We start from the raw sequence: 22016 nt of genomic DNA, 5'->3' as shown, positions 1-22016 counted from the left end.
TATTCAGTTATTATAAACCTAATTATTTGTATGAATAATATTTTAGCAACCAAAGATTACCTGGTCTTTTTCATCTACTTTATCATTGTATCAGGATATGGTATCTGGGTCTATCGACAGAAGAAAAGTAAGATAAATGGTGCAGATTCTAAAGACTATTTCTTAGCAGAAGGCTCACTCACTTGGTGGGCCATAGGTGCATCACTGATTGCTTCAAATATTTCTGCAGAACAGTTCATTGGCATGAGTGGCTCGGGCTTTAAAATGGGTCTTGCCATTGCAACTTACGAATGGATGGCAGCCGTAACATTGATTATCGTTGCGGTATTTTTTATTCCTGTCTATCTTAAAAATAAGATATTCACGATGCCTCAATTTTTACATCAGCGCTACAATGGAACTGTAGCGATGATTATGGCTGTTTTCTGGTTGATGCTTTATGTCGTAGTCAATCTGACTTCCATTCTTTATCTAGGTGCACTCGCTGTGAGTAGTATATCGGGTTTTGGCCTGGAGCTGTGCATGTATGCCATTGCCTGTTTTGCAGTTATCATCACCCTTGGCGGGATGCGGGTAATTGGGTTTACAGATGTAATACAAGTTTTTTTCTTAATCCTCGGTGGATTAGCCACTACGTATTTGGCGCTGAAATTGGTCGCAGAAAGCTATGGTAGTGAAGGGGTTTTTCAAGGGTACAAGATCATGACGGAAAAGGCGACCAGTCATTTTCATATGATCCTACAGCAGGATAATGAAAATTATTTGGATCTACCAGGACTTACCGTATTGGTCGGTGGGATGTGGATCGTTAACCTCAATTATTGGGGGTGTAATCAATACATCACACAACGGGCGCTAGGTGCAGATCTTAAGACCGCTAGAAATGGAATTCTGTTTGCCGCTTTCTTGAAGCTTTTGATGCCTATTATTGTAGTTTTACCTGGTATTGCTGCTTACGTACTTTGGAAAGATGGGATGTTTCAAACAGAAATGTTGCAGCATGGTGAAGTGAATCCTGACCGGGCTTATCCGGTGTTATTAAACCTTCTTCCCTCAGGTCTTAAGGGCTTATCTTTTGCAGCATTAACTGCGGCAGTAGTGGCTTCTTTAGCCGGAAAATCCAATAGTATTGCAACAATATTTTCGCTCGATATCTATCAAAAGATATTTAATAAAAAAGCAAGTGAAAAACAATTGGTTAATGTTGGTAAGATTACAATCATCGTCTCGATGGCACTTGCCGTTATCATTGCACCACACTTAGGTATTGATAGCAAAGGTGGATTTCAATACATTCAAGAATACACCGGGTTTGTCTCACCTGGTATTTTTGCCATGTTTATTTTAGGATTCTTTTGGAAAAAAACAACCTCTAATGCAGCCTTATTTGCAACAATTGGAGGATTTATTTTATCCGTTTTATTTAAATTTTTACCGAATTACGCCGATCTATCATTTCTAAATGCGAGTGGTTTTTCTGTTTTGAATCCAGCAAGTGGGCTGTATGAAATTCCGTTTCTAGATCGCATGGGTTTTGTGTTTGTCATCTGTATCATCGGAATGCTGATTATTAGTTTAATCGACCAACGCAATGGTGTGGTTTCAAAAGGATTGGAAGTGGATCGTACTATGTTCAAACCGCATACCGGATTTATAGTCGGTGCATTGTTGATTATTTTGCTAACGATCGCATTATATATGATTTACTGGTAACCTAAAATGAGATTGTTTTTTACAATGTTAACGTTGATCTGTTTAACAGATTCTACGTATTCGCAAGACAAGTTATTGTTTGAAGTAGGAGTGAAGGATGGTAAGTCTTCCGAGTTTTCATTGTCTCCAAACCAGTATGATAGCTTTCTTGCTCGTTTTTCGGGAGAGCCTATGTATCACGTAGGTTATTCTTCACCAAGTGTACACTGGCCCTATATTTTACCTGGACCATTAGATCATTGGGCAGGTGGTGGGTATTGGGCTGGTTTTCATCCCAGACACTTCCCAGCGCTCTATTTTTCGGTAGATAAGTTGCCTCAAGATGGAACATGTGAGTTTTTGATTGATTTTGTTGGTGCAAATCGTGGCAAGCCAACGAAGATTCGTGTTGAGATCAATGGTCAGCGCTTTGAGCAGGAGATTCAAGGTGAGGATAGCAGTGCGCTCTTAGAAGGAAAAGACCAAAATGGACACCACCGAGAGGTTCGCCTGAGCTTTCCTGTTTCCTGGTTGAAAATCGGTGTCAATAAAATCCAAATGGGGACTATTGCTGGCAGTTGGTCTATTTTTGATGCTATCCAATTGCGAACACCAATAGGTGTTATCTTGAAGCAGGCATCATCTACTTTAATTCGATCTGTAGAGGCTGCTCCATTTGAATATTCAAGAGCTCAGGGAGCCCGAGTGCAACCTATTCTAGTAGATATGTCTCAGTTTGATAAGTCTAGGGAGTTGAGTTTTGAGTTAGATGGTAAACGGATAGACACGCGAAACCGTTGAGGTTGGACCTTCTATTCAAGAGGTGTATGTTCCAGCTTTATCGCAGAAAAATGGCGTTAAAAAATCTATTTTCACGATTAAGGATGGTCAAAATATTGTTTATAGCAGTCCAGTATTACGTTCGCAACAAAAGCTGCACAAGCTTACAGATTATGTTGACTTACTGATGGGGACGGGTAATTCAAGATGGATGTTTAAACCATCACCAGCGCTTCCATTGAGTATGGTGCAGATTGCTCCCGACAATCAAGATGAGATTTGGAAAGCAGGTTATGAATATACCATTGAGAATATCATGGGTTTCAGTCATTTTTGTGATTGGACGATGACAGGGTTATTGATGCAACCCACTTGTGGAGAGCTACAGGTTAACCCAGGGCGGGAAGCTTTTCCAGATGAAGGGTATCGTTCCCGTATTGACAAGAAAACCGAGGAAGCAAAAGTTGGACATTATTCGGTCTTTATGACCGATACCAAGATTAAAGCTGAATTGACAGCGACCCGTAGGGCTGCTTTGCAGAAGTATACTTTTCCAAAGCGAAAAGATGCACGTATCATGATCGATATGTTCACTCCTAGTGAGTACCCACATAATTTGACAGATGCCAAAATTACTAAGGTAAGTGATCATGAAATCGAAGGCTATGCAACTTATTACAATGCCTTTACAGGCTATTCGTTGCAACAGGAGTATACGGTCCATTTTGTACTTCAATTTAGTAAACCTTTTGAATCTATGGGAGGTTGGGTGAATGAAGGTGTTGAGGCTGTAAAAGGCTATATACCGGAATGGAATCGTAATCATGAGTTTACAAGCCCTAACGATATACGCTTCGATATCAATGAAATTCATGGTAAAGGGGATTTAGGTGTATTTGTGAATTATAATACTGTAGAAGGAGAAGAAGTATTGGTGAGGTCCGGAGTCTCCCTGGTCGATATTGAAGGTGCAAGAAATAATCTGAATACAGAATTGTCCACTCCTTTTGGATGGGATTTTGACCAAGTCGTTGCCAATTCAAAATCAATCTGGGAAGAGTACCTAGGACGAATTGACGTAGAAACGGACGATTATCTTCAAAAGAAGAAATTCTACACGAATTATTATAGAGCTTTATCTGCTAAAGCAATCTGGAGTGATGTCGATGGTCGATATCGAGATGAAGATGAGCAGGTCAGACAGTTGCAGAATAAGAAAGATGCAATTGTTGCCGGTGAATATTGGAATACTTTCTGGAACAATCAACAACTTTTCAACCTTATTGCTCCAGAGATTTCCTCTACCTGGGCGCGTTCTGCAATTCAACTTTATCAGAATACCGGATGGTTTAATACTGACCCTGCCGGTATTGAGCATACAGGAGTCATGGTCGCCATGCACGTCGCTTCTCAGATTCAAGGTGCTTGGCAAAGTGGCATTCGCGATTTTGATCTTGCTGTTGCTTATGAAGGATTAAAGAAGATGTTGACGACTTCTCCGCAACGCTATCCCGGAGGAGGGACAGTAGGAGTAGAACACCTTGATGTCTATAAAAAGTATGGGTACGTACCTTCAGGAAAAGGCTATGTATCCAATACGTTAGAGTATGCTTATGATGACTGGTGTCTTTCGCAGATGGCCAAAGGGCTAGGTAAAAAAGAAGATTACGATTATTTCTTGAAACGATCCCAAAGTTGGAAGCATATTTTTGATCCTGTAACTGGATTTATGCGCCCTAAAGATGAGCAAGGAAACTGGATTGAACCTTTTGACCCTTATCATACACCTGGGTTTGTAGAAGGGAACTCCTTTAATTATAGTTGGTTTGTGCCACATGATCCCAAAGGGCTAGTAGAAGGAGTGGGGAAAGAGCGATTTGTAAGCAGATTGGACGAGGCTATGGAGAAATCAGCCAAGGCTAACTTCAATGCTGCCGGTGATAATTTCAGTGCTTTCCCTCTAAATCACGGTAATCAAACTTCGATGGAAGTCGCCTATCTATTTAATTGGGCAGGTGCTCCGTGGTTAACACAGAAGTGGTCAAGAGCTATTCAAGAACAATATTATGGAACCACACCTTATAATGCTTACCCAGGAGATGAGGATCTTGGTCAGATGAGCAGCTGGTTTGTCATGAGCGTATTGGGATTGTTTCAGCTGGATGGAGGAGCTTCAGCCACTCCAATGTACGAATTGGCCTCACCCCGTTACCCTAAAGTTACCTTAAACTTGGGTGGTAAATATGGAAGAGGACAAAAGTTCGTCATTGAAGCTAAAAATGCTTCGAAAGAAAATAAGTACATCCAAAAAGTTGAACTTAATGGGGTGAGAATTGAAGGATTGTTGATACCTCAAAGTGCTGTTTTAAAGGGCGGGACATTGGTTATCGAAATGGGGAATACCCCAGCTAAATAATAGCGGAAATTATTAGCCCCAAAAACTATTTTAATGCCATCGGATTCCGATGGCATTTTTTTTTAATATTTCTACTAGGGTACTGTTCTTTTGGATCGACTTACTAACAGGAGGCTAAATTTCTAAAGTTGACATTTCTTGGTTGATAGTATCAAAATATTGAAGTTCAATACGGAAAGAGAATTATGCTTTTGATGGCTTCATCTCCTTAAAAAATAAATGATATGCTAATGAAATGTAAGTTGGGTTTATTAAGTATGCTGTGTTTGCTGTTGTTGTCCAATATAGGGCAGGCAGTAGAATTAAAAACAAAGCAGACAGAGATTGTATTGAATGATAAAGGTTTTTATACTTCAATCAAAGTTATAGGTAAAGAAATATTAGGTAAGGGTAATTATCCACTCTTATCAGCAGTGAAAGGAGACCAAATAATTCTTCCCAAAATGTTGAAAATTAAAGGCGAGCAGTTTTTCTTGTCCATGGAGGATGGACAAGAAATAGAGCTTCGCGTAAAACAGATGGAGCAAGCCATCACCTACGAGGTGGTCAAAGTGAGCGATGTATATCAGCTACTGGTTTTTGGTCCATTAAAAATCAATGCTCATGAAGTAGTAGGAGAGATTGTAGGTGTAGCTCAACAGGATAATCTTGCATTTGGTATGCAAGCACTAAATAGTAAGACTAATGGAGGGATTCCGCAGGAAGCCGCAAGTCAGTATAGCACAACATTTAATTATACAGGTGCGAATATCGAACTCTCAGTAGCCAGTGTTCCATTTTTCAACTTGGCAGCAGTCAATACCCAAGATGGGACAGTCTTTCAATTATCAGCTCGCAACCGTAAAAATATAACGTACCGTAAAGTTCAGCAATTGGAACAGTCACTTACACTTCCAGTAACAGGGCCAGATGCAGCTATTGTCGGCGCTAAAATTGCTTTGTTTGGCAACGATAGAAGTACTATTTTAAACCGTATTGGAGAGGTTGAAATAGAGCAGGGATTGCCACACCCAATGCTTGATGGAGAATGGGATAAAATGTCAAGATCGGCAATGGATTCTTATCTAATTTCAAATTTTTCGGAAGAAGACTTTGATTTTGTTTTAGGTAAAGTCCAGTTGGCAGGTTTTCGAAATGTGTATCATACCGACCCTTTTGAGACTTGGGGTCACTTTAAGTGGAAATCTTCATTCGTTAAAAATGGAGACCAAGGTGTAAAGGCTCTGGTCGATAAAGCGAAGACGAAAGGAATTCGTGTTGGAGTACATACCCTCACCAATTTCTTGACGACCAATGATCCATATGTAACGCCAATACCAAGTAAGAAACTTATTGAAACAGGGACAGCTGAAATTGATCCAACCCTTAGACGCAACACAAAAGGATATAGAGATACAAGTATCAGATTTGTTTGAAATGCCTCTTTCTCTTAATGCATTGCAAATTGATGATGAGCTGATTACTTTTGGGAAGGTAGAGAAATTAGGAGATAAGATGAAACTGATCGGGTGTACAAGAGGTGCTTTTGGCACAACAGCAACAGTACACGCACAAGATAAACCCTTGTACAAGTTATGGGATTATCCCTATAAAACCTTGTTTCCAGACCTCGTTTTACAAGATGAATTTGCCACTCGTTTGGCTGATATCTTTAATCAAACTGGACTTAAACAGATTTCTTTCGATGGCCTTGAAGGTAGCATGTATACGGGGCATGATTACTATGCAACAGCACGGTTTATTACGGCCTATTATCAAGGATTGAAAGATAAAAATGACCTGATCAATGATGCGAGTAGATTGGATCATTTTCTATGGCATATCCATACACGTATGAATTGGGGAGAACCGTGGGGTGAAGAAATGCGTAAAGGGCAGGTTGAAAATAGGATCAAAAATCAAGAGTTTTTCAAGCGTAACCTATTTCCACGTATGCTAGGATGGTTTTTGGTACGGTTAGCTGATAGAAAGTTTGAAACAACGACATTGGAAGATCTTGAATGGGCACTCTCAGAGTCTGCGGGTTTTGATTCTGGCTATGCTATGAGCATCAACATGCAGACCTTACGTAAGCATGGGCAGATCGATCAATTACTAGAAGCTATGAAAAACTGGGATAGCTTGCGAAAAGCAAAAGCCTTTACCGACGAACAGATGAAGCGTCTACGAGACCCAGAAACAGAATGGAGTTTGGAAAAGGTAGATAATAAGCAATTCTTACTTTATCCACTATACATTTCCGATCGTTACCGTTGTGATCTTTCAGAGATGCAACCTGGTCAACCCGGGGGTGCAGATTGGTCATGGTATACACCAAATGAAGGAACTTATGCACTGCGCCTGAAAGTAGAAGGTGGGGGAGCAATCGCCAACCCTTCGTTTACAACTTCAAAGGGAGTGATCAAGATTATGGGCACCATCGAGACAGATCAGTATCTCTTATTGGATCATGACGGAAATGCATTGTTAACAGATAAGTATTTTAATACCATCAAGAAGCTAGAAGTGCAGGGCAAAGCCATTTTACCAAAAGGTACTTCAAGCGTCGCTTTTGCGTGTGATGTAGATGGAGATACATCGACCGAAGTATTGGTTCGATATCGTGTAAGAGGTGCAGGAGAAGAAATTAAGATCAAATAATATGATACTTGAGCACATCTTGATGATAAAAAAGATGTGCTCAAGTATACGTTTAATTCCCTCAATAGGGAAATTACGGTAATCATATTTAATAATTATATTTGCGATTCCTATAATATTGTGATGGAAAAGGAATTGGTTCATATTGTTAAACTGAAAGAAGGAGATCTTTTAGCATTTGAGGTAATTTACAATTACTGGAATGCTAAGGTGTATTACTTTGTTAAAAATATGGTCAGAAACGATTTCTCACTAGTAGAAGATATCGTCCAGTCTGTATTTGTTAAGCTATGGGAAATGAAAGAGCATCTAGATCCCGAAGGCAATTTAGGTGGACTTTTGTTTAAGATTGCAAAAAATATGGTCTTGAATCAATTAAAGAAACAGATTCATCATGATCGTTATACAGCAAATGAACTCTCCATTAAACAAGATTATTTATACAATAACTCCATTGAACAGGAATTGGACGTTCGTTTCCTTGAGTCCATTTTAGAAGAATATATTCTAGAATTACCTGAAAAACGTAAACAAGTATTTCTTCTAAGTCGAAAATACTATATGACCAATAAACAAATTGCCGAACACTTGGGAATTTCCGTCAATACTGTAGAATCGCAAATGACAAAAGCACTCGCAACGTTAAGATTCAAACTAGATAAAGTAAATCACCTTTACTTTTTACCTATTTCCCATTTGATTTTACTTGAGCTATTAAAGAAGATGTAAATTAAACCGCTGAACATTAGTGTTTTGCTGTTTTGTTTGTTTTTTATTCTTTTTAGAGTAGTGGTTTGCTCAACGTTAAATGTATACCTATATAGAAACCCAGTAACAGGGATACGAATACATGGATAATTCAAGACAGAAAAGTAACTATAAAAAATTCCTCAATAACCAATTGGCAAGTTCAGAGATGAGCGAATTGAACGATTGGATACATTCAACTGAATTTGATCAATACGCACAGGATATTTGGGATGAGTCATCTGAGATAGATTTTGAGTTGAGTAAACAAACCCAACGAGACATTTATTTTAAAATAGGTGAAGAAATAAAAATTGAAAAAGACCGAACTATACATCCTATTAATTTTTATCGTCATAATTTTTCACTGTTGATGAAAATTGCTGCAGTAGTGATTTTTATACTCTTATCGACCTTTGTTGCCAAGCATATTTTAACAGATATCCCTCGTCAAGTTGAAACAGTTGTCTTGACACCAAAAGGAGGTAGAAGCAAAACGATATTACCCGATGGAACCGAAGTTTGGATGAATTCGGATTCAAAGATTTCTTACCAACCGAATTTTGATGGCGATGAACGTATAATAGCATTGGAAGGAGAAGCATTTTTTAAAGTTGTAAAAGATGCAACAAAACCGTTTATCGTAAAGACAGTTGGTTATGATGTGAAAGTGCATGGAACTGCTTTTAAAGTATCCCACTATTCGAATAGTGATTCGAGAGTTGATTTGGTGGAGGGTAAAGTGGAAGTAATCGGTAAAGGTAAATACAGGACGTTCCTCAAACCTCATGAATCCATTATATATGACGCAAAGAATAGCACATTTCGTTTAGGACATAATCAGATTTCGGAAGAGTTTGATAAAGAAAGTGCGAATTTAGTTTTTCAAGATGAGTCTTTAAAAGCTATTTTAATCAGACTAGAAAGGCATTATGGAGTTAAATTTCAGGTAAAAGAAGAGGCAATTTTATCTCGAAAATTTACAGGTACATTTTCACTGAACGAGAGTCTGGATCATATTTTAGACGTCATGTCTTCCAATAATATTTTTTGGTACAAAAGAAATGGGAATCTTCTGACCATCTATTAATCAATTAAAAAAACAAACAATTTATAAATCAGATTTAACTGCTCGCATGACATATGCTGCAAACAGTAAAATCTACCATGCTTCGTGTAAGCATCAATGAAACCTAAAAAGTATGAATGTAAAAAATGTTTTACCCAATGCGGATAGAAATCACTCCATGGGTAAAATCAACGTGAAAAGAAAAGTAGCATTTCTTTGTCTTTTTGCTGCTGTTGTGCCACAGTCATGGGCGAGCACCATGCAGAAAAGTACCATTTCCCTAAACATGAAAAATCGTCCAATCAGCGATCTGTTCAACACCATCCAAAAAGAAACACAATATTCCTTTTGGTATGAGTCGAAAGACATCAACCTAAATAAAATGGTCTCGTTGAATGTAAAGTCGGAAACTGTTGAAGAGGTACTTAAAAAAGCTTTGGTGGACCAACAGGTTGAATGGTCCTTAAAAGGGAATCACATTGTAATTTCTAAGAAAGGGCAACGGAGTAATTTTCCACATAGTAACGAGGAAAGAACACAGCTTTCAGAAAATCAGCAACAGCAGCGTAAAATTGTCGGTACTGTTGTCAATATGGACGGAAAACCTGTTGTTGGTGCGCATTTAGCGATCAAGGGTAAGCACGTTGATGTCGCGACAGATACGGATGGTAAATTTGTTCTTACAGGAAGCATTGGAGAAACAATCGTTGTAACGCATGTGGGCTACGGCACTTATGAAAGTGAAATCGTCAATGATGCTCCACTAAAAATTGTCTTACAAAATTCATTAAATGAATTGGATGAGGTGGTTATTGTGGGATATGGAGCTCAGAAAAAGGTCAACTTAACTGGAGCTGTTGCTACTGTATCTAAGAAAGAATTGGAAAACAGACCGATTACTTCCCTTTCTTCTGGTCTGCAAGGTCTTGTTCCGGGATTGACTGTAACCCAAGGTAGTGGACAGCCAGGTAAAGATGGTGGTACCATTAGAGTACGTGGTGTCGGGACATTGAACAATAGTAACCCAATGGTATTGGTCGATGGTGTTGAGTCTTCGATGGACAATGTGGATTACAACGATGTTGAATCCATATCGGTCTTGAAAGATGCAGCATCTGCTTCGATTTATGGATCTAAGGCTGCGAATGGCGTCATCTTAATCACCACAAAAAGAGGAACAGGGAGTAAACCAACAATTAATTATAATAATTACCTCGGTAAGCAATCGCCAACAGGTGTAGCTGACAGGTTGGATTCATGGGATTACGCCGAATTGTATAATGAAGGTTTAATATTGGATAATAAAAAACCACGTTTTACAGAAGAAGATATCCAGAAATTTAAGGATGGATCAGATCCCTATAAATATCCCAATACCAATTGGAATGATTTACTTTTAACGGGTTCAGGTTTTCAACAGCAACATAATCTAAATGTTTCGGGCGCTGCAGAGAAAACCCGTTATATGGGAAGTCTAGGGTATCAAGAACAAGAGGGGATTATCAAATTGACTTCAAAAAAACAGTTCAACGTACGTACAAATCTGGACATGACCCCGATTAAGAATCTGGATATGGGGTTGTCTATGTACTTGTCAAACAAGAGTCTGCAAGAGCCTACGAATCCTTATGTTGGAGGAATGGGACAGTATTTCATGATGGCCAATCAGATGGCTCCGTGGGTTCCTTACAAAGATGCAAACGGTGATTATGGTACGGTGAGTAATGGTAATCCTATAGCTTGGATGGAGCAAGGAGCAACTACTGATGAAGTACAACGTCAGTTTAATGCAATCGGAAGTTTACAGTATACGTTTATGGAAGGATTGTCTTTAAAAGCACTCGGATCCTATCGACCACAGATGAATGATTCACATGAATTTAGAAAAGATATCTGGTATAATGCTTCTAAATATCATGGCCCGAATAAGATGTATGAGAAGACAACGACTTCGACCATGTATACTGGTGATATGACCTTGAATTTTGACCGAACTTTTGGTAATCACCATATCGCTGCACTAGCAGGATACCATGTTGAACAATACGATTATAAATATGGCGAAATGTACCGTCAAAATTTTCCAAATAATGATTTAACGGATATCAATGCCGGTGATACCAATGGTCAGAGCAATAAGGGAGATACGAAGCACTTAAATATGCTTTCTTATTTTGGTCGTATCAACTATGATTACAAAGGTATTTACTTGTTTGAAGCCAACGTAAGAAGAGATGCATCTAGCCGTTTTTCACAAGGATTCCGTTGGGGTACTTTCCCATCTTTTTCTGCTGGGTGGAGATTATCTGAAGAAAGTTTCATGGAATTTGTGAAACCTACTTTCAGCAATATCAAAATTAGAGGATCTTGGGGCAAATTGGGAAATCAGAGCGCATTGGAATATTATCCATCTATCCCAACGATTGGTTTGGGTAAAGATTATGCTTATCCTTTCAATGGCGTTATTTTTCCAGGTGCAGCAGCTAAAAAAGCAAATAAGCGTAGTATTTCTTGGGAAAAAACGCGTACATGGGATATTGGTTTAGATCTTGGAATTGGTAATAATGTGTCCGTTACACTTGATTATTACAATAGAGAGACAACCGATATTTTGATGGAAGTACTAGCACCTGCAACTTATGGGTTAGGTGGTTATGTGGATAACGTGGGTAGTATGCTCAATAAGGGCTTTGAAGCTTCTGCCAGTTACCGCAAACGTGTTGGAGCCGTAGATTTAGGTGTATCTGCTAATTTCGCCTACAATCAGAACCGAATCCTTGATTTGGGAGGAGAGCCCTATCTGTTAGATAAGGATAACTATCGAAAAATTCATCATGTAGGGCATGCTATCAATTCTTTCTATGGTTATCAGACCGACGGTCTATTTAAAAGCCAGGCGGATATAGCTGGATGGGCTAAGTATAATATGTCAAATGAGCGTGTTTTACCTGGGGATCTGCGTTATGTAGATCAAAATGGTGATAAATTGATTACAGCTGATGATCGCTTAGTACTTGGGTCGACCGACCCGAAATATACCTATGGATTCAATTTGAGTGCTTCTTATAAAGGACTTGATATTCAAACCTTCTTCCAGGGAACAGCTGGTGTATTTGGATATATTGATGCTTCTGGTATCGGTGAGTTTACTGGAGATGTGGGCAGTCCATTGACTTTTTGGAAAGATCGTTGGACTCCTGAGAATCCAAATAGCAATATCCCACGAATTCAGAATAATAATGGTATCAGTAGTCCGAATCGGATTATATCTGATTATTGGATGCAACCAGCGTCATATTTACGCCTGAAGAATCTTCAAATCGGTTATACCTTGCCTACTTTATGGACAGAGAAAATTGGGGCATCAAAAGTAAGGGTGTTTTATAGTGGACAAAATCTATTGACATTTACTAAATTCTTAAAAGGATTTGATCCAGAATCCCCAGCGGGTTCAGGTACGCATTATCCACAGGTAAAAATCAATTCGTTTGGACTTAATATGTCATTCTAATCAAAAAGACGCTATACATGAAAAAGAAATATTTATTTGTTGCTATACTAATGGCGGGACTGCAGTCTTGCTCAGATTTTTTAGATAAATATCCAGGAGACGTATTGACTCCAGATACCTTTTGGAAGACCGAAGCTGATGCAAAGTTGGCATTGGTCGGTTGTTATCGTAACTGGGAAAGTGAAAGTGTTCTATACCGTGACTGCGGTTCGGATAATGCTTATAGCTTTCATAAACACGAAGGTTGGCAAGTAGTCGGAAATGGGGGAATGAGTTCTGCTGATCCAGGTTCTGGCTTTTATGATTATGAGACCATCAATCGATGCAATGAGTTTTTGGAACATATTGATGCAATCTCATTTGCAGATGATAAGCTTAAACAAAGATATAAAGCAGAAGTTCGATTTATCAGAGCTTATCAATTTATGTTACTGACCTTGAACTATGGCGATGTACCGCTCTCTTTGAAAACTTATGGTACTATTGAAGAAGCTCGATTGAGTCGTACTCCAAAAGCAGAAGTTGAAAAATTCATCCTGCAGGAATTGAAGGATGTGGCGGCTATACTACCGGAGAAAAATAATTCAGCGGATATTGGACGTATTACAAAAGGGGCAGCTTTAGCCATGCGTATGCGATTCAATCTTAATCTTGGTCAGTTTGAAGATGCTTTGGCTGATGCTACAACGATTAAAGATTTGAACGTATATCAATTGTTTCCAACCTATGATGGTATTTTTCACCTTGCTAATGTTAATAACAGTGAAGTGATTTTAGATGTCCAATTTAAGGCTAATGATAAGGAAAACTGGTTAATTGCAGCGTTATTTCCAAATGGTGATGGTGGTTGGTCTTCTATCGTACCTATTAATGCTTTGGTCAATGCCTATGAAATGAAAGATGGTAGTACCATACAAGAAGCTAAATTAAGTGGAAAGTATGATCAGCAACATCCTTTTTTAGATCGTGATCCTCGTTTGAAAATGTCGATTTTATATCCTGGTCAAGATTGGAACGGTCGTATCTATGATCCATTAGCTAAAAACATCAAACAAGATGATGGTAAAGAAGTGAGTAATCCTGATTATTTTAATGGGGCGAGTAATGCTTCGAAATCGGGATATGCCCTAAAGAAATACACGGCTCCAAATTCGCAGTTTGTCGATCCTTGGAATACAAGTATGAATATCATTGTAACGCGTTATGCCGAGGTACTCTTGACGATTGCTGAAGCAAAGATCGAATTGGGACAGCTTGATGAAGAAGTGTATTCTTGTTTAGATCGGGTACGCGAACGTGCAGGTATGCCGAAGGTAGATCGTGCAAAATATGCGACAAAGGAAAGATTGCGAGAACTTGTACGTAGAGAAAGACGTGTAGAATTTGCTTTTGAAGGATTACGTAGAGCGGATATCATCCGTTGGGATATTGCGAAAGACGTGCTAAATGGCAAAGCTGAAGGAAGCTGGTTAGGTACAGTTAACAAAAATGAACTTAACGAGGATAAAAGAATCCAAGCTACTGGAGAAACAATATTTATTGAAGATAGAAAATTTCAATCTTTCAACCGTTACTTGCCGATTGGTCAAGATCAATTGGACTTAAACAAAAATCTGACACAAACTCCTGGATACAATTAATGTAACCGTATCGTTTGCATTTGAGGATCCTCAAATGCAAACTTTTTTAAACTTAAAAAGAAATGAAAAGAAACTTTTTAATGGCAATAGGCTGCAGTATGCTCTTATTTGCATCGCCAATTTTTGCCCAAAAGAAATCACAGAATACGTTTACCCCATTATTTGATGGGAAAACCTTTGAAGGCTGGCGCGTATTGGGAGGAAATGCGAAGTACAGTATAGAAGATGGTGTCATCGTAGGAGAAATGACCAAAGGTACACCCAATTCCTTTTTAGCAACAGATAAAGAGTACGGTGATTTTATCTTGGAACTTGAGTTCAAAATTGAAGGAACAGAAACCAATTCAGGTGTTCAGATCCGAAGTCATATCGATCCACAAGGGAATAAGGGGCGTGGCCGTGTATTCGGAAAACAGGTAGAAATCGATCCAAGTGAAAGGGCTTGGTGCGGTGGACTATATGAAGAAGGTACAGATAGAAGTTGGATCTATCCGTTGGGTTTATATGAACCTGCTCAAAAAGCTTTTAAAGCGGATCAATTTAATAAACTTAGGATAGAGGCTATTGGTGATGAGGTGCGTGTATGGATGAATGATCAGCCAACGGCTGCTGTTATCGACACCATTGATAGAAAAGGGATCATTGCACTGCAAGTGCATAGCATACCAGAGCGCTTAAATGGTAAAAAAGTTTATTTTAAAAACATAAATATCAAGACAGAAGCACTCTCTTTTACCAAACTTCCGAAGGATATGTTCATTGTCAATCTCAAGAAAAATAATCTTTCACCTGATGAGAAAAAATCTGGTGTGAAGTTGTTGTTCAATGGCGTGAACAACAAGGGCTGGCGCAGTATCGATGCTGCACATTTTCCTAAAAAAGGGTGGCAAGTGAAAGATGGTGAAATCATGGTTTTAAAATCGGATGGTGGCGAAGCAACCAACGGCAGAGACATCATCACCGAAAAACAGTACCGCGCATTTGATCTTTCTTTTGAATTTCAATTGACCCCTGGAGCGAATAGTGGTGTGAAATATTTTGTCACTCTAAAAGAGCAAACGAAAGGATCGGCTATTGGCTTAGAATATCAAATTTTAGATAATGAAAAACATCCGGATGCTAAAATGGGTAAAGACGGCAATCGTACTATGGCTTCCTTGTATGATTTGATTACATCGAGTCGCGATGGAAGAGCACCAAGAGAAATTGGCGAATGGAATAGAGGGCGTATCGTTGTTACGCCAGATAATCAAGTCACGCATTATTTGAACGGAATTAAAATGCTTACCTATAAACGTGGTTCAGCAGATTTCAAGAAAATTGTTTCAGGTAGTAAATATAAAGATTGGCCTAATTTCGGCGAAGCTGAAAAAGGGCATATTCTACTACAGGATCATGGTGATGCAGTTCGTTTTAGAAGTATTAAAATCAAGGAGCTGAAATAATGACACAGATATCAAGAAGAAATTTTCTGCGTAATACAGCATTAGCAGGCGGTGGTCTGCTGATGGCTGATAGCGTATTGGCAAATGCGAAACTGGCCAAGCCAAATGAACGTGTAAATCTGGCGTGTATAGGTATTGGTAACCGTGGCGCAGATATTATCAAAGATCTGTATCAGACAGGACTATGTAATGTGGTTGCATTATGTGATGTAGATCTAGAAGCGCCGCACACTGTCGAGATCTTAAAGATGTTTCCTAATGTTCCCCGGTTTAAGGATTTTAGGCAAATGTTCGATAAAATGAGCAATCAGATTGAGGCAGTATCAATTGGGACACCTGATTTTTCCCATTTCGCACCGACAATGATGGCTATCGATCTGGGGATACATGTGTATGTTGAAAAGCCAATGGCGAGTACCTTTTGGGAAGTGGAGCTCATGACCCAAAAAGCAAAGAAATTCAATAAAGTAGTTACCCAAATGGGTAACCAAGGGCACTCAGAAGCAAATTATTTCCAATTTAAAACATGGAAAGAAGCGGGGATCATTAAAGATGTGACCCGTATCGATGCGCATATGAACTTTGCTAGACGTTGGCATACTTGGGATGCTAATATTACAGGATTTCCATATCCAGAACGCATTCCAGCCACCTTAGATTGGGATATATGGCAGATGCAAACCTTAGGGCATGATTACAACAAAGATTTTGTGAACGGACAATGGCGTTGTTGGTTCGATTTCGGAATGGGAGCATTAGGTGATTGGGGTGCACATATTTTGGATACCTCACATGAGTTTTTACAATTGGGGCTACCGACACGGTTGGAAGCCGTCAAATTGGTGGAACATAATTCATACTTTTTTCCAAAATCATCTACTTTAAGATTTAAATTCCCAAAAAGAGGAAACATGCCCGCTGTTGACATCAACTGGCATGATGGACTGAATAATTTCCCAGAGATTCCAGCAGGTTATGGAGTATCGGGTTTAGATCCTAATATCCCACCCCCAACGACAGGTAAAATGGAATCTGTACAGCTGAATCCCGGTAAGATAATCTACAGTAAAGATTTGACATTCAAAGGAGCCTCACATGGGAGTACGTTACAGATCATACCCGAAGAAAGAGCTAAGGAGATGGCGAAATCATTACCTGAAATTCCAAAGTCGCCATCTAATCATTTCGCTAATTTCTTAAAAGCTTGTAAAGGCGAAGAAAAAGCACGTTCAAGGTTTGAAGTAGCAGGTGAATTGAGTCAAGTATTTTGTTTAGGTGTTATCGCGCAACGACTGAACACAAGTTTTGATTTTGATCCTATTAAGAAAGAAATCATCAAGGATCGTTTTGCAAATGCCCTGCTTTATGGACCTCCTCCAGCAAAAGGATGGGAACAGTTCTACAAAGTTTAGAAAGGTCGCGTGAATAAGTCATAAGTAAATAAATATATAGATTTAATGGTCAGGTTTTTAGTAAAAAGTTTAACAGTAATACTAGTTGTATTAAGTTGCTCTTTTCAGGTTGAAGGAAAAACGCCCTTAAGTAGAAAAGTGTTCAATATGAATACAGATTGGGCTTTTTACCGTGGTGATATCAGAGGAGGAGAAAAAGTGAATAGCGATGATTCGAAATGGATGCCCGCAGTACTTCCTCATATCATGCAGCTGGAGAAAAAGCATAATGGGGGCGACGCTATATACGATGGTGTGGGCTGGTATCGTCGTTATTTCAAGTTGTCAGATCGAGATCGAAATAAACGCGTAGCTATACATTTTGAAGGTGTAATGAATAAGTGTGAGGTATTTGTCAATGGTAAATCTGTTGGTAAGAACTTTGGAGGTTATGTGGGCTTCACGTTGGACATTACCGATCAGGTCATGTTTGGCGATGAAAATAATGTCATTGCCGTACGTGTTTCTGCAGAGTATGACCCCTTGACTCCACCAGGGAAACCGCAAGATAGATTGGACTTTTATTATTATAGTGGTATCTATCGCGATGCACAATTAATCGTTTCGAGTCCACTTTATATTACAGACGAGTTGGCTCCAGATGCATCGAAAAATTCAGGTGTTTTTGTTACATACCCTAAAGTGGATAAAGCACAGGCGATTGTACAAGTGCATACCGAATTGAAAAACGGAGAAGCAGCGGCAGCAGCGGGTTACCTATTGACCCTTATCAAGAATGAAAAAGGGAAAATTGTTGGTCAGCATCGGGCGGATTTTATTCTTGAAAGTGGACGGAAAAAGCTATTAACAGGAAATGTTAAAGTCAATAATCCGAATCTATGGCACCCTTATCGGCCTTATCGGTATACGCTGGAAAGCCGAGTCTATTCAACTGACGGAACTGAGCTCGATCGCCGAACCGAACATATTGGAATCAGGCATATTGCCTATACAAAAGATGGTGGTTTCTTTATTAATGGAGAACACATCTATATGGTAGGAGCCAATCGTCACCAAGCCTATCCTTATGTTGGAGATGCAGTTTCTAACTCCATGCAAGAAAGAGAGGTAATCGATATGAAAAGAGGTGGTTACAATGCGGTAAGAGCAGCTCACTATCCACATGATCCAGCTTTCTTAGAGGCTTGTGATAAGCATGGCCTATTAGTTGTAGAGTGTGTACCAGGCTGGCAGTATTTTAATCCAGCACCAGTATTTACAGATCGTTTAGAAATGATTACCCGGGGTATGATTCGCCGCGATCGCAATAGACCATCAGTTGTTTTATGGGAAACAGCATTAAATGAAACGACTTATCCCTTAGCAGTTGTAAAACGTATTTTTGAAGCCGCTCATGAGGAGTATCCAGGAGATCAAATGTATACAGCAGGAGATTATTTTAGTCACGAAGAGACAGAACCCTATTACGATGTGTTCTATAAACAAGTGTCAAAGTATCCTAAGGATGGGAGTGTCATGAGTAATTATTTAGAAGATCAACTAGCCATCAAGCCATTGTTTACAAGAGAATGGGGCGATGGTGTTGGCGAGAAACCTCGCGTAAGTTTGGTAGAAGATGAATATGAACAAGTGAGACAGGGTCGTGGACGATTGGATCAATTGAATGGAAATGGTTATTTTGATTGGTGCATGCTAGATGCTAACCCAAGAATGGGTGGACATTTTATGTGGAGTTATAACGACTATACACGTGGTGCTGAAGAAGAAACGATGTATTCAGGAGTTGTCGATGTCAACCGTTACCCCAAATTTGCTTATTATATGATGCAAAGTATGCGGGCAAATAATATTCATCAAAAAGGTCTTTTTAAAGGTCCAATGGTATTTGTAGCATCCTTTAATACATCAGAAAAATATAAAAGTGCAACTTCAGAAATTACGGTATACTCGAATTGTGACGAAGTAACGTTGTATAGAAATGGAAAGAAAATTGGAACGCAAAAACGAACAGATAGGACGAAAGTATATCCCTTTATTGTCTCAAAAGGAGGAAGTCCAAGTTTTGTTTTTGATGCAGGAACTTTTGAGAAAGGTGAATTGAAAGCAATTGGATATGTAAACGGGAAAGCAGTAGCTGAACATGTCGTGAAAACAGCAAAAGAAGCCTATCAAATCCAAGTTGAAATACCAGACCATCAGATTACTCCAATTGCTGATGGATCAGATATGATACCTGTTTATTTTAAAATTTGTGATGTCAATGGTACTGTAGTACATGATGCACAAACAGAGATTCATATTGAAGTCGAAGGTGAAGGCGTACTCGTTGGCGACAAATCCCTGCGTATCGGTGTCAATCCTCAGGTCGTAGAAGGAGGAATAGGTTTTGCATTTATACGAACCAGTAAAAAAAGTGGAACGATTCAGATTTCAGCTTCTAGCGGAGGATTAAAATCAGGCGTAATAAAGACCAAATCTATCAAGAAGTCCCAGGTCGATTTAGGGGATGGTAAGCACCAGACTTTCACTGGGCTAGAAGAAGATAATGTGATGACCAAACCTACAAAATGGGATAAGCAACTTCTAGGTAAAACAAAAGTGAAATTTGCTTCAGTTCGCACAACATCTGAACATAAGGATTTTCCTGTGGCTCACGTAACAGATGGGGATGATTATTCATGGTGGATTGCCAATACTGGCGTTTTTCCGCAAGTGGTGACTTTAGTATTGGAACATCCTACACAAGTATTGGGAAGCAGAATTAGATTTCAAAAAGATAGTTCAAAATATAAACATCGAGTAGAAGCTTCTATGGATGGTAATAATTGGGAAGTCCTTTATGAAAAAGAATGCACTGGGTGGGATTTTAAGCCCGTAAAGCAGAATAAACTGATGAAATTCTTTAGGGTTACGATATTAGAATCGTCAGAAGGACATGCAGGTCTAGCTGAGGTTACCTTATTTCATTAAGAAGAAGAAATAAAATAAAATAAATAGAAATGATTAAATTTTTGAAAAGTAGGATGAAAGCAGTCATGAGTTTCATGCTGTTATTATCAAGCTTTGCACCTGTTATGGGGCAGCAAGTATGGTCTCCTGATAATGGAAATGGAACATTTACCAATCCTTTGATGTGGGGAGATTGGCCTGATCCGGATGTCATTCGCGTTGGCGACGATTTTTATTTGATATCGACAAGTATGCATTATGTGCCGGGAAGTCCAATTGCCAAATCTAAAGATTTAGTGAATTGGGAGATTGTTGGTTACCCTGTAGATCGCTATGATGAGGATCCTCGATTTGATATGAATGGTGGAAACCCTATATCTAAATGGGTCATGGGCCAATACCATCAAACATCACAACGGGAAGTTTTATGTGGGTTTTTGTACCCCAAAGAACTGGGGTTGGGATAAAGGAAATTTCTCTATTTGTATCGCAGATAAGGCAGAAGGTCCTTGGGAACGTACTATTTTTCCCGAGTTTCTGTACGATCCAGGATTGTTCTTTGACGATGATGGTAAAGTTTATGTGGCTCATGGCCAAGGAGAGTTATATCTGACTGAATTAAATGCGGATGCGAAATCAGTAAAAGGAAAAGACGTTAAAATTTGGGACAAACGTTTTAAAAATGCAAATGAATTTGGTGGCGGTTTTGGTATGGAAGGCGCTCACATGTACAAAATCAATGGTAAATATTACATTACCTGTCCAGCAGGAGGTACAGAAGGATGGCAGATCTGTTTACGATCTGATAATATTTACGGTCCCTACGAACATAAACTAATCATGCATGACAGCAGTTCATACCCTCCAAATGGTTTGCATCAAGGCGGTATGGTACAGTTGAAAAATGGAGATTGGTGGTTCATTATCATGCAAGATCGTGGCGCTATAGGTCGTGTTCCTATACTTTTACCCGTTGAATGGAAAGATGGTTGGCCGATGTTAGGTACAGGTAATAAAGATGTGATTACCTATGCGAAACCTAATGTTGGTAAAACTTATCCAATCAAAACTCCAGCTACAACTGATGAGTTTACGAAACAAAAATTAGGTTTGCAATGGCAATGGAATCATAATCCAGATAATGAAAAATGGTCTTTGACGGAACGTAAAGGGTATATGCGATTAAAAGCATCTAATGCCGATTCTTTAAAAGTGGCGCGCAATACATTGACCCAACGCGTTCAAGGACCTAATTCTGAAGGTAGCGTAGAAATTGATTTAACGGGATTAAAAGATGGTAATATCGCTGGATTCGGAGTTTTTCAATCTCCTTATGCTTTTGTTGCAGTAGAGCAAATAAACGGCCAGCGTCGTATAATCATGAATAATAACAATAAAATAATCGAGCAAATCGATGATTTTAAAGGTGATAAAATCTGGATAAGAGCACGTGTAACAGATCGAGATTTTATTGCAAAATTCTATTACAGTACGGATGGAACCAATTTCTATGTCATCGGGAATGACCTGAATATGGACTTAGGGCTATATTGGACAGCTAATCGTTTTGCATTGTTCAACTACAGTACAACAGTTACAGGAGTAGATGGATATGCAGATTTCAATTGGTTTAGATTTACCAATAAATAAGGTGTTGCTTAAATTTGAGCAAGCGCTTAGTGGATTTATTCCCCTATCAAATTAACTTTAAAAGC

The 22016-nt window shown here is 39.0% G+C and carries 14 protein-coding genes; all 14 read left to right on the top strand.

The features are described from left to right. Positions 1 to 30: 30 nt before the first annotated feature. The 14 genes from ACFX5U_RS15900 (at position 31) to ACFX5U_RS15835 (ending at position 21951) form a co-directional block, all read left to right on the top strand. The gene (locus tag ACFX5U_RS15900) at positions 31 to 1713 is read left to right on the top strand and encodes a sodium/sugar symporter (protein ID WP_400261389.1); all 1683 of its coding nucleotides are present in this window, start codon (positions 31 to 33) and stop codon (positions 1711 to 1713) included. A gap of 24 nt (positions 1714 to 1737) precedes the next feature. Continuing rightward, positions 1738 to 2493, top strand: coding sequence for a polysaccharide lyase family protein (locus tag ACFX5U_RS15895; protein WP_400261388.1), 756 nt, complete (start codon positions 1738 to 1740; stop codon positions 2491 to 2493). A gap of 22 nt (positions 2494 to 2515) precedes the next feature. Further along, positions 2516 to 4888, top strand: a complete 2373-nt coding sequence (locus ACFX5U_RS15890) for a GH92 family glycosyl hydrolase (RefSeq protein WP_400261387.1) — start codon at positions 2516 to 2518, stop codon at positions 4886 to 4888. A gap of 230 nt (positions 4889 to 5118) precedes the next feature. Continuing rightward, complete coding sequence (locus tag ACFX5U_RS15885; RefSeq protein WP_400261386.1) at positions 5119 to 6303, top strand: hypothetical protein; 1185 nt, start codon at positions 5119 to 5121, stop codon at positions 6301 to 6303. Further along, a complete protein-coding gene (locus ACFX5U_RS15880; RefSeq protein WP_400261385.1) occupies positions 6221 to 7528 on the top strand; it encodes a hypothetical protein in 1308 nt (435 codons plus the stop codon). Before ACFX5U_RS15885 ends, ACFX5U_RS15880 begins: the two co-directional genes overlap by 83 nt. A gap of 123 nt (positions 7529 to 7651) precedes the next feature. Further along, the gene (locus ACFX5U_RS15875) at positions 7652 to 8257 is read left to right on the top strand and encodes an RNA polymerase sigma-70 factor (protein WP_400261384.1); all 606 of its coding nucleotides are present in this window, start codon (positions 7652 to 7654) and stop codon (positions 8255 to 8257) included. Between the two features lie 121 nt (positions 8258 to 8378). Then, positions 8379 to 9365 (top strand): FecR family protein, encoded by a 987-nt coding sequence (locus ACFX5U_RS15870; RefSeq protein ID WP_400261383.1) that lies wholly within the window; start codon positions 8379 to 8381, stop codon positions 9363 to 9365. 112 nt (positions 9366 to 9477) lie between these two features. Further along, positions 9478 to 12855 carry a TonB-dependent receptor gene (locus tag ACFX5U_RS15865; protein WP_400261382.1) on the top strand — a complete coding sequence of 1126 codons (3378 nt, stop codon included), beginning with the start codon at positions 9478 to 9480 and terminating at the stop codon, positions 12853 to 12855. 17 nt (positions 12856 to 12872) lie between these two features. Continuing rightward, positions 12873 to 14495 carry a RagB/SusD family nutrient uptake outer membrane protein gene (locus tag ACFX5U_RS15860; protein ID WP_400261381.1) on the top strand — a complete coding sequence of 541 codons (1623 nt, stop codon included), beginning with the start codon at positions 12873 to 12875 and terminating at the stop codon, positions 14493 to 14495. A 62-nt stretch (positions 14496 to 14557) separates the two neighbouring features. Beyond that, positions 14558 to 15940, top strand: coding sequence for a DUF1080 domain-containing protein (locus tag ACFX5U_RS15855; RefSeq protein WP_400261380.1), 1383 nt, complete (start codon positions 14558 to 14560; stop codon positions 15938 to 15940). Next, entirely contained in the window at positions 15940 to 17352 is a 1413-nt protein-coding gene (locus ACFX5U_RS15850; protein ID WP_038697623.1) for a Gfo/Idh/MocA family oxidoreductase, read from the top strand. The genes ACFX5U_RS15855 and ACFX5U_RS15850 overlap by 1 nt, the downstream gene beginning before the upstream one ends. A 147-nt stretch (positions 17353 to 17499) precedes the next feature. Further along, a complete protein-coding gene (locus tag ACFX5U_RS15845; protein WP_400261379.1) occupies positions 17500 to 20322 on the top strand; it encodes a glycoside hydrolase family 2 TIM barrel-domain containing protein in 2823 nt (940 codons plus the stop codon). 29 nt (positions 20323 to 20351) lie between these two features. After that, complete coding sequence (locus tag ACFX5U_RS15840) at positions 20352 to 20768, top strand: family 43 glycosylhydrolase (protein WP_400261378.1); 417 nt, start codon at positions 20352 to 20354, stop codon at positions 20766 to 20768. Next, entirely contained in the window at positions 20731 to 21951 is a 1221-nt protein-coding gene (locus ACFX5U_RS15835; RefSeq protein ID WP_400261377.1) for a family 43 glycosylhydrolase, read from the top strand. Before ACFX5U_RS15840 ends, ACFX5U_RS15835 begins: the two co-directional genes overlap by 38 nt. Positions 21952 to 22016 lie beyond the last annotated feature (65 nt).

Source organism: Sphingobacterium sp. SG20118, from assembly GCF_044740685.1.
Taxonomy (GTDB): domain Bacteria; phylum Bacteroidota; class Bacteroidia; order Sphingobacteriales; family Sphingobacteriaceae; genus Sphingobacterium.
Note: the sequence above shows the minus strand (reverse complement) of the source record. Positions and strands in the feature narration are given on the sequence as shown.

Bases quoted from the DNA above. Each gene is read 5' to 3' on its own strand.
- ACFX5U_RS15900 (WP_400261389.1), top strand. From the start codon at position 31: ATGAATAATATTTTAGCAACCAAAGATTACCTGGTCTTTTTCATCTAC.
- ACFX5U_RS15895 (WP_400261388.1), top strand. From the start codon at position 1,738: ATGTTAACGTTGATCTGTTTAACAGATTCTACGTATTCGCAAGACAAG.
- ACFX5U_RS15885 (WP_400261386.1), top strand. From the start codon at position 5,119: ATGAAATGTAAGTTGGGTTTATTAAGTATGCTGTGTTTGCTGTTGTTG.
- ACFX5U_RS15875 (WP_400261384.1), top strand. From the start codon at position 7,652: ATGGAAAAGGAATTGGTTCATATTGTTAAACTGAAAGAAGGAGATCTT.
- ACFX5U_RS15870 (WP_400261383.1), top strand. From the start codon at position 8,379: ATGGATAATTCAAGACAGAAAAGTAACTATAAAAAATTCCTCAATAAC.
- ACFX5U_RS15865 (WP_400261382.1), top strand. From the start codon at position 9,478: ATGAATGTAAAAAATGTTTTACCCAATGCGGATAGAAATCACTCCATG.
- ACFX5U_RS15860 (WP_400261381.1), top strand. From the start codon at position 12,873: ATGAAAAAGAAATATTTATTTGTTGCTATACTAATGGCGGGACTGCAG.
- ACFX5U_RS15855 (WP_400261380.1), top strand. From the start codon at position 14,558: ATGAAAAGAAACTTTTTAATGGCAATAGGCTGCAGTATGCTCTTATTT.
- ACFX5U_RS15850 (WP_038697623.1), top strand. From the start codon at position 15,940: ATGACACAGATATCAAGAAGAAATTTTCTGCGTAATACAGCATTAGCA.
- ACFX5U_RS15845 (WP_400261379.1), top strand. From the start codon at position 17,500: ATGAATACAGATTGGGCTTTTTACCGTGGTGATATCAGAGGAGGAGAA.
- ACFX5U_RS15840 (WP_400261378.1), top strand. From the start codon at position 20,352: ATGATTAAATTTTTGAAAAGTAGGATGAAAGCAGTCATGAGTTTCATG.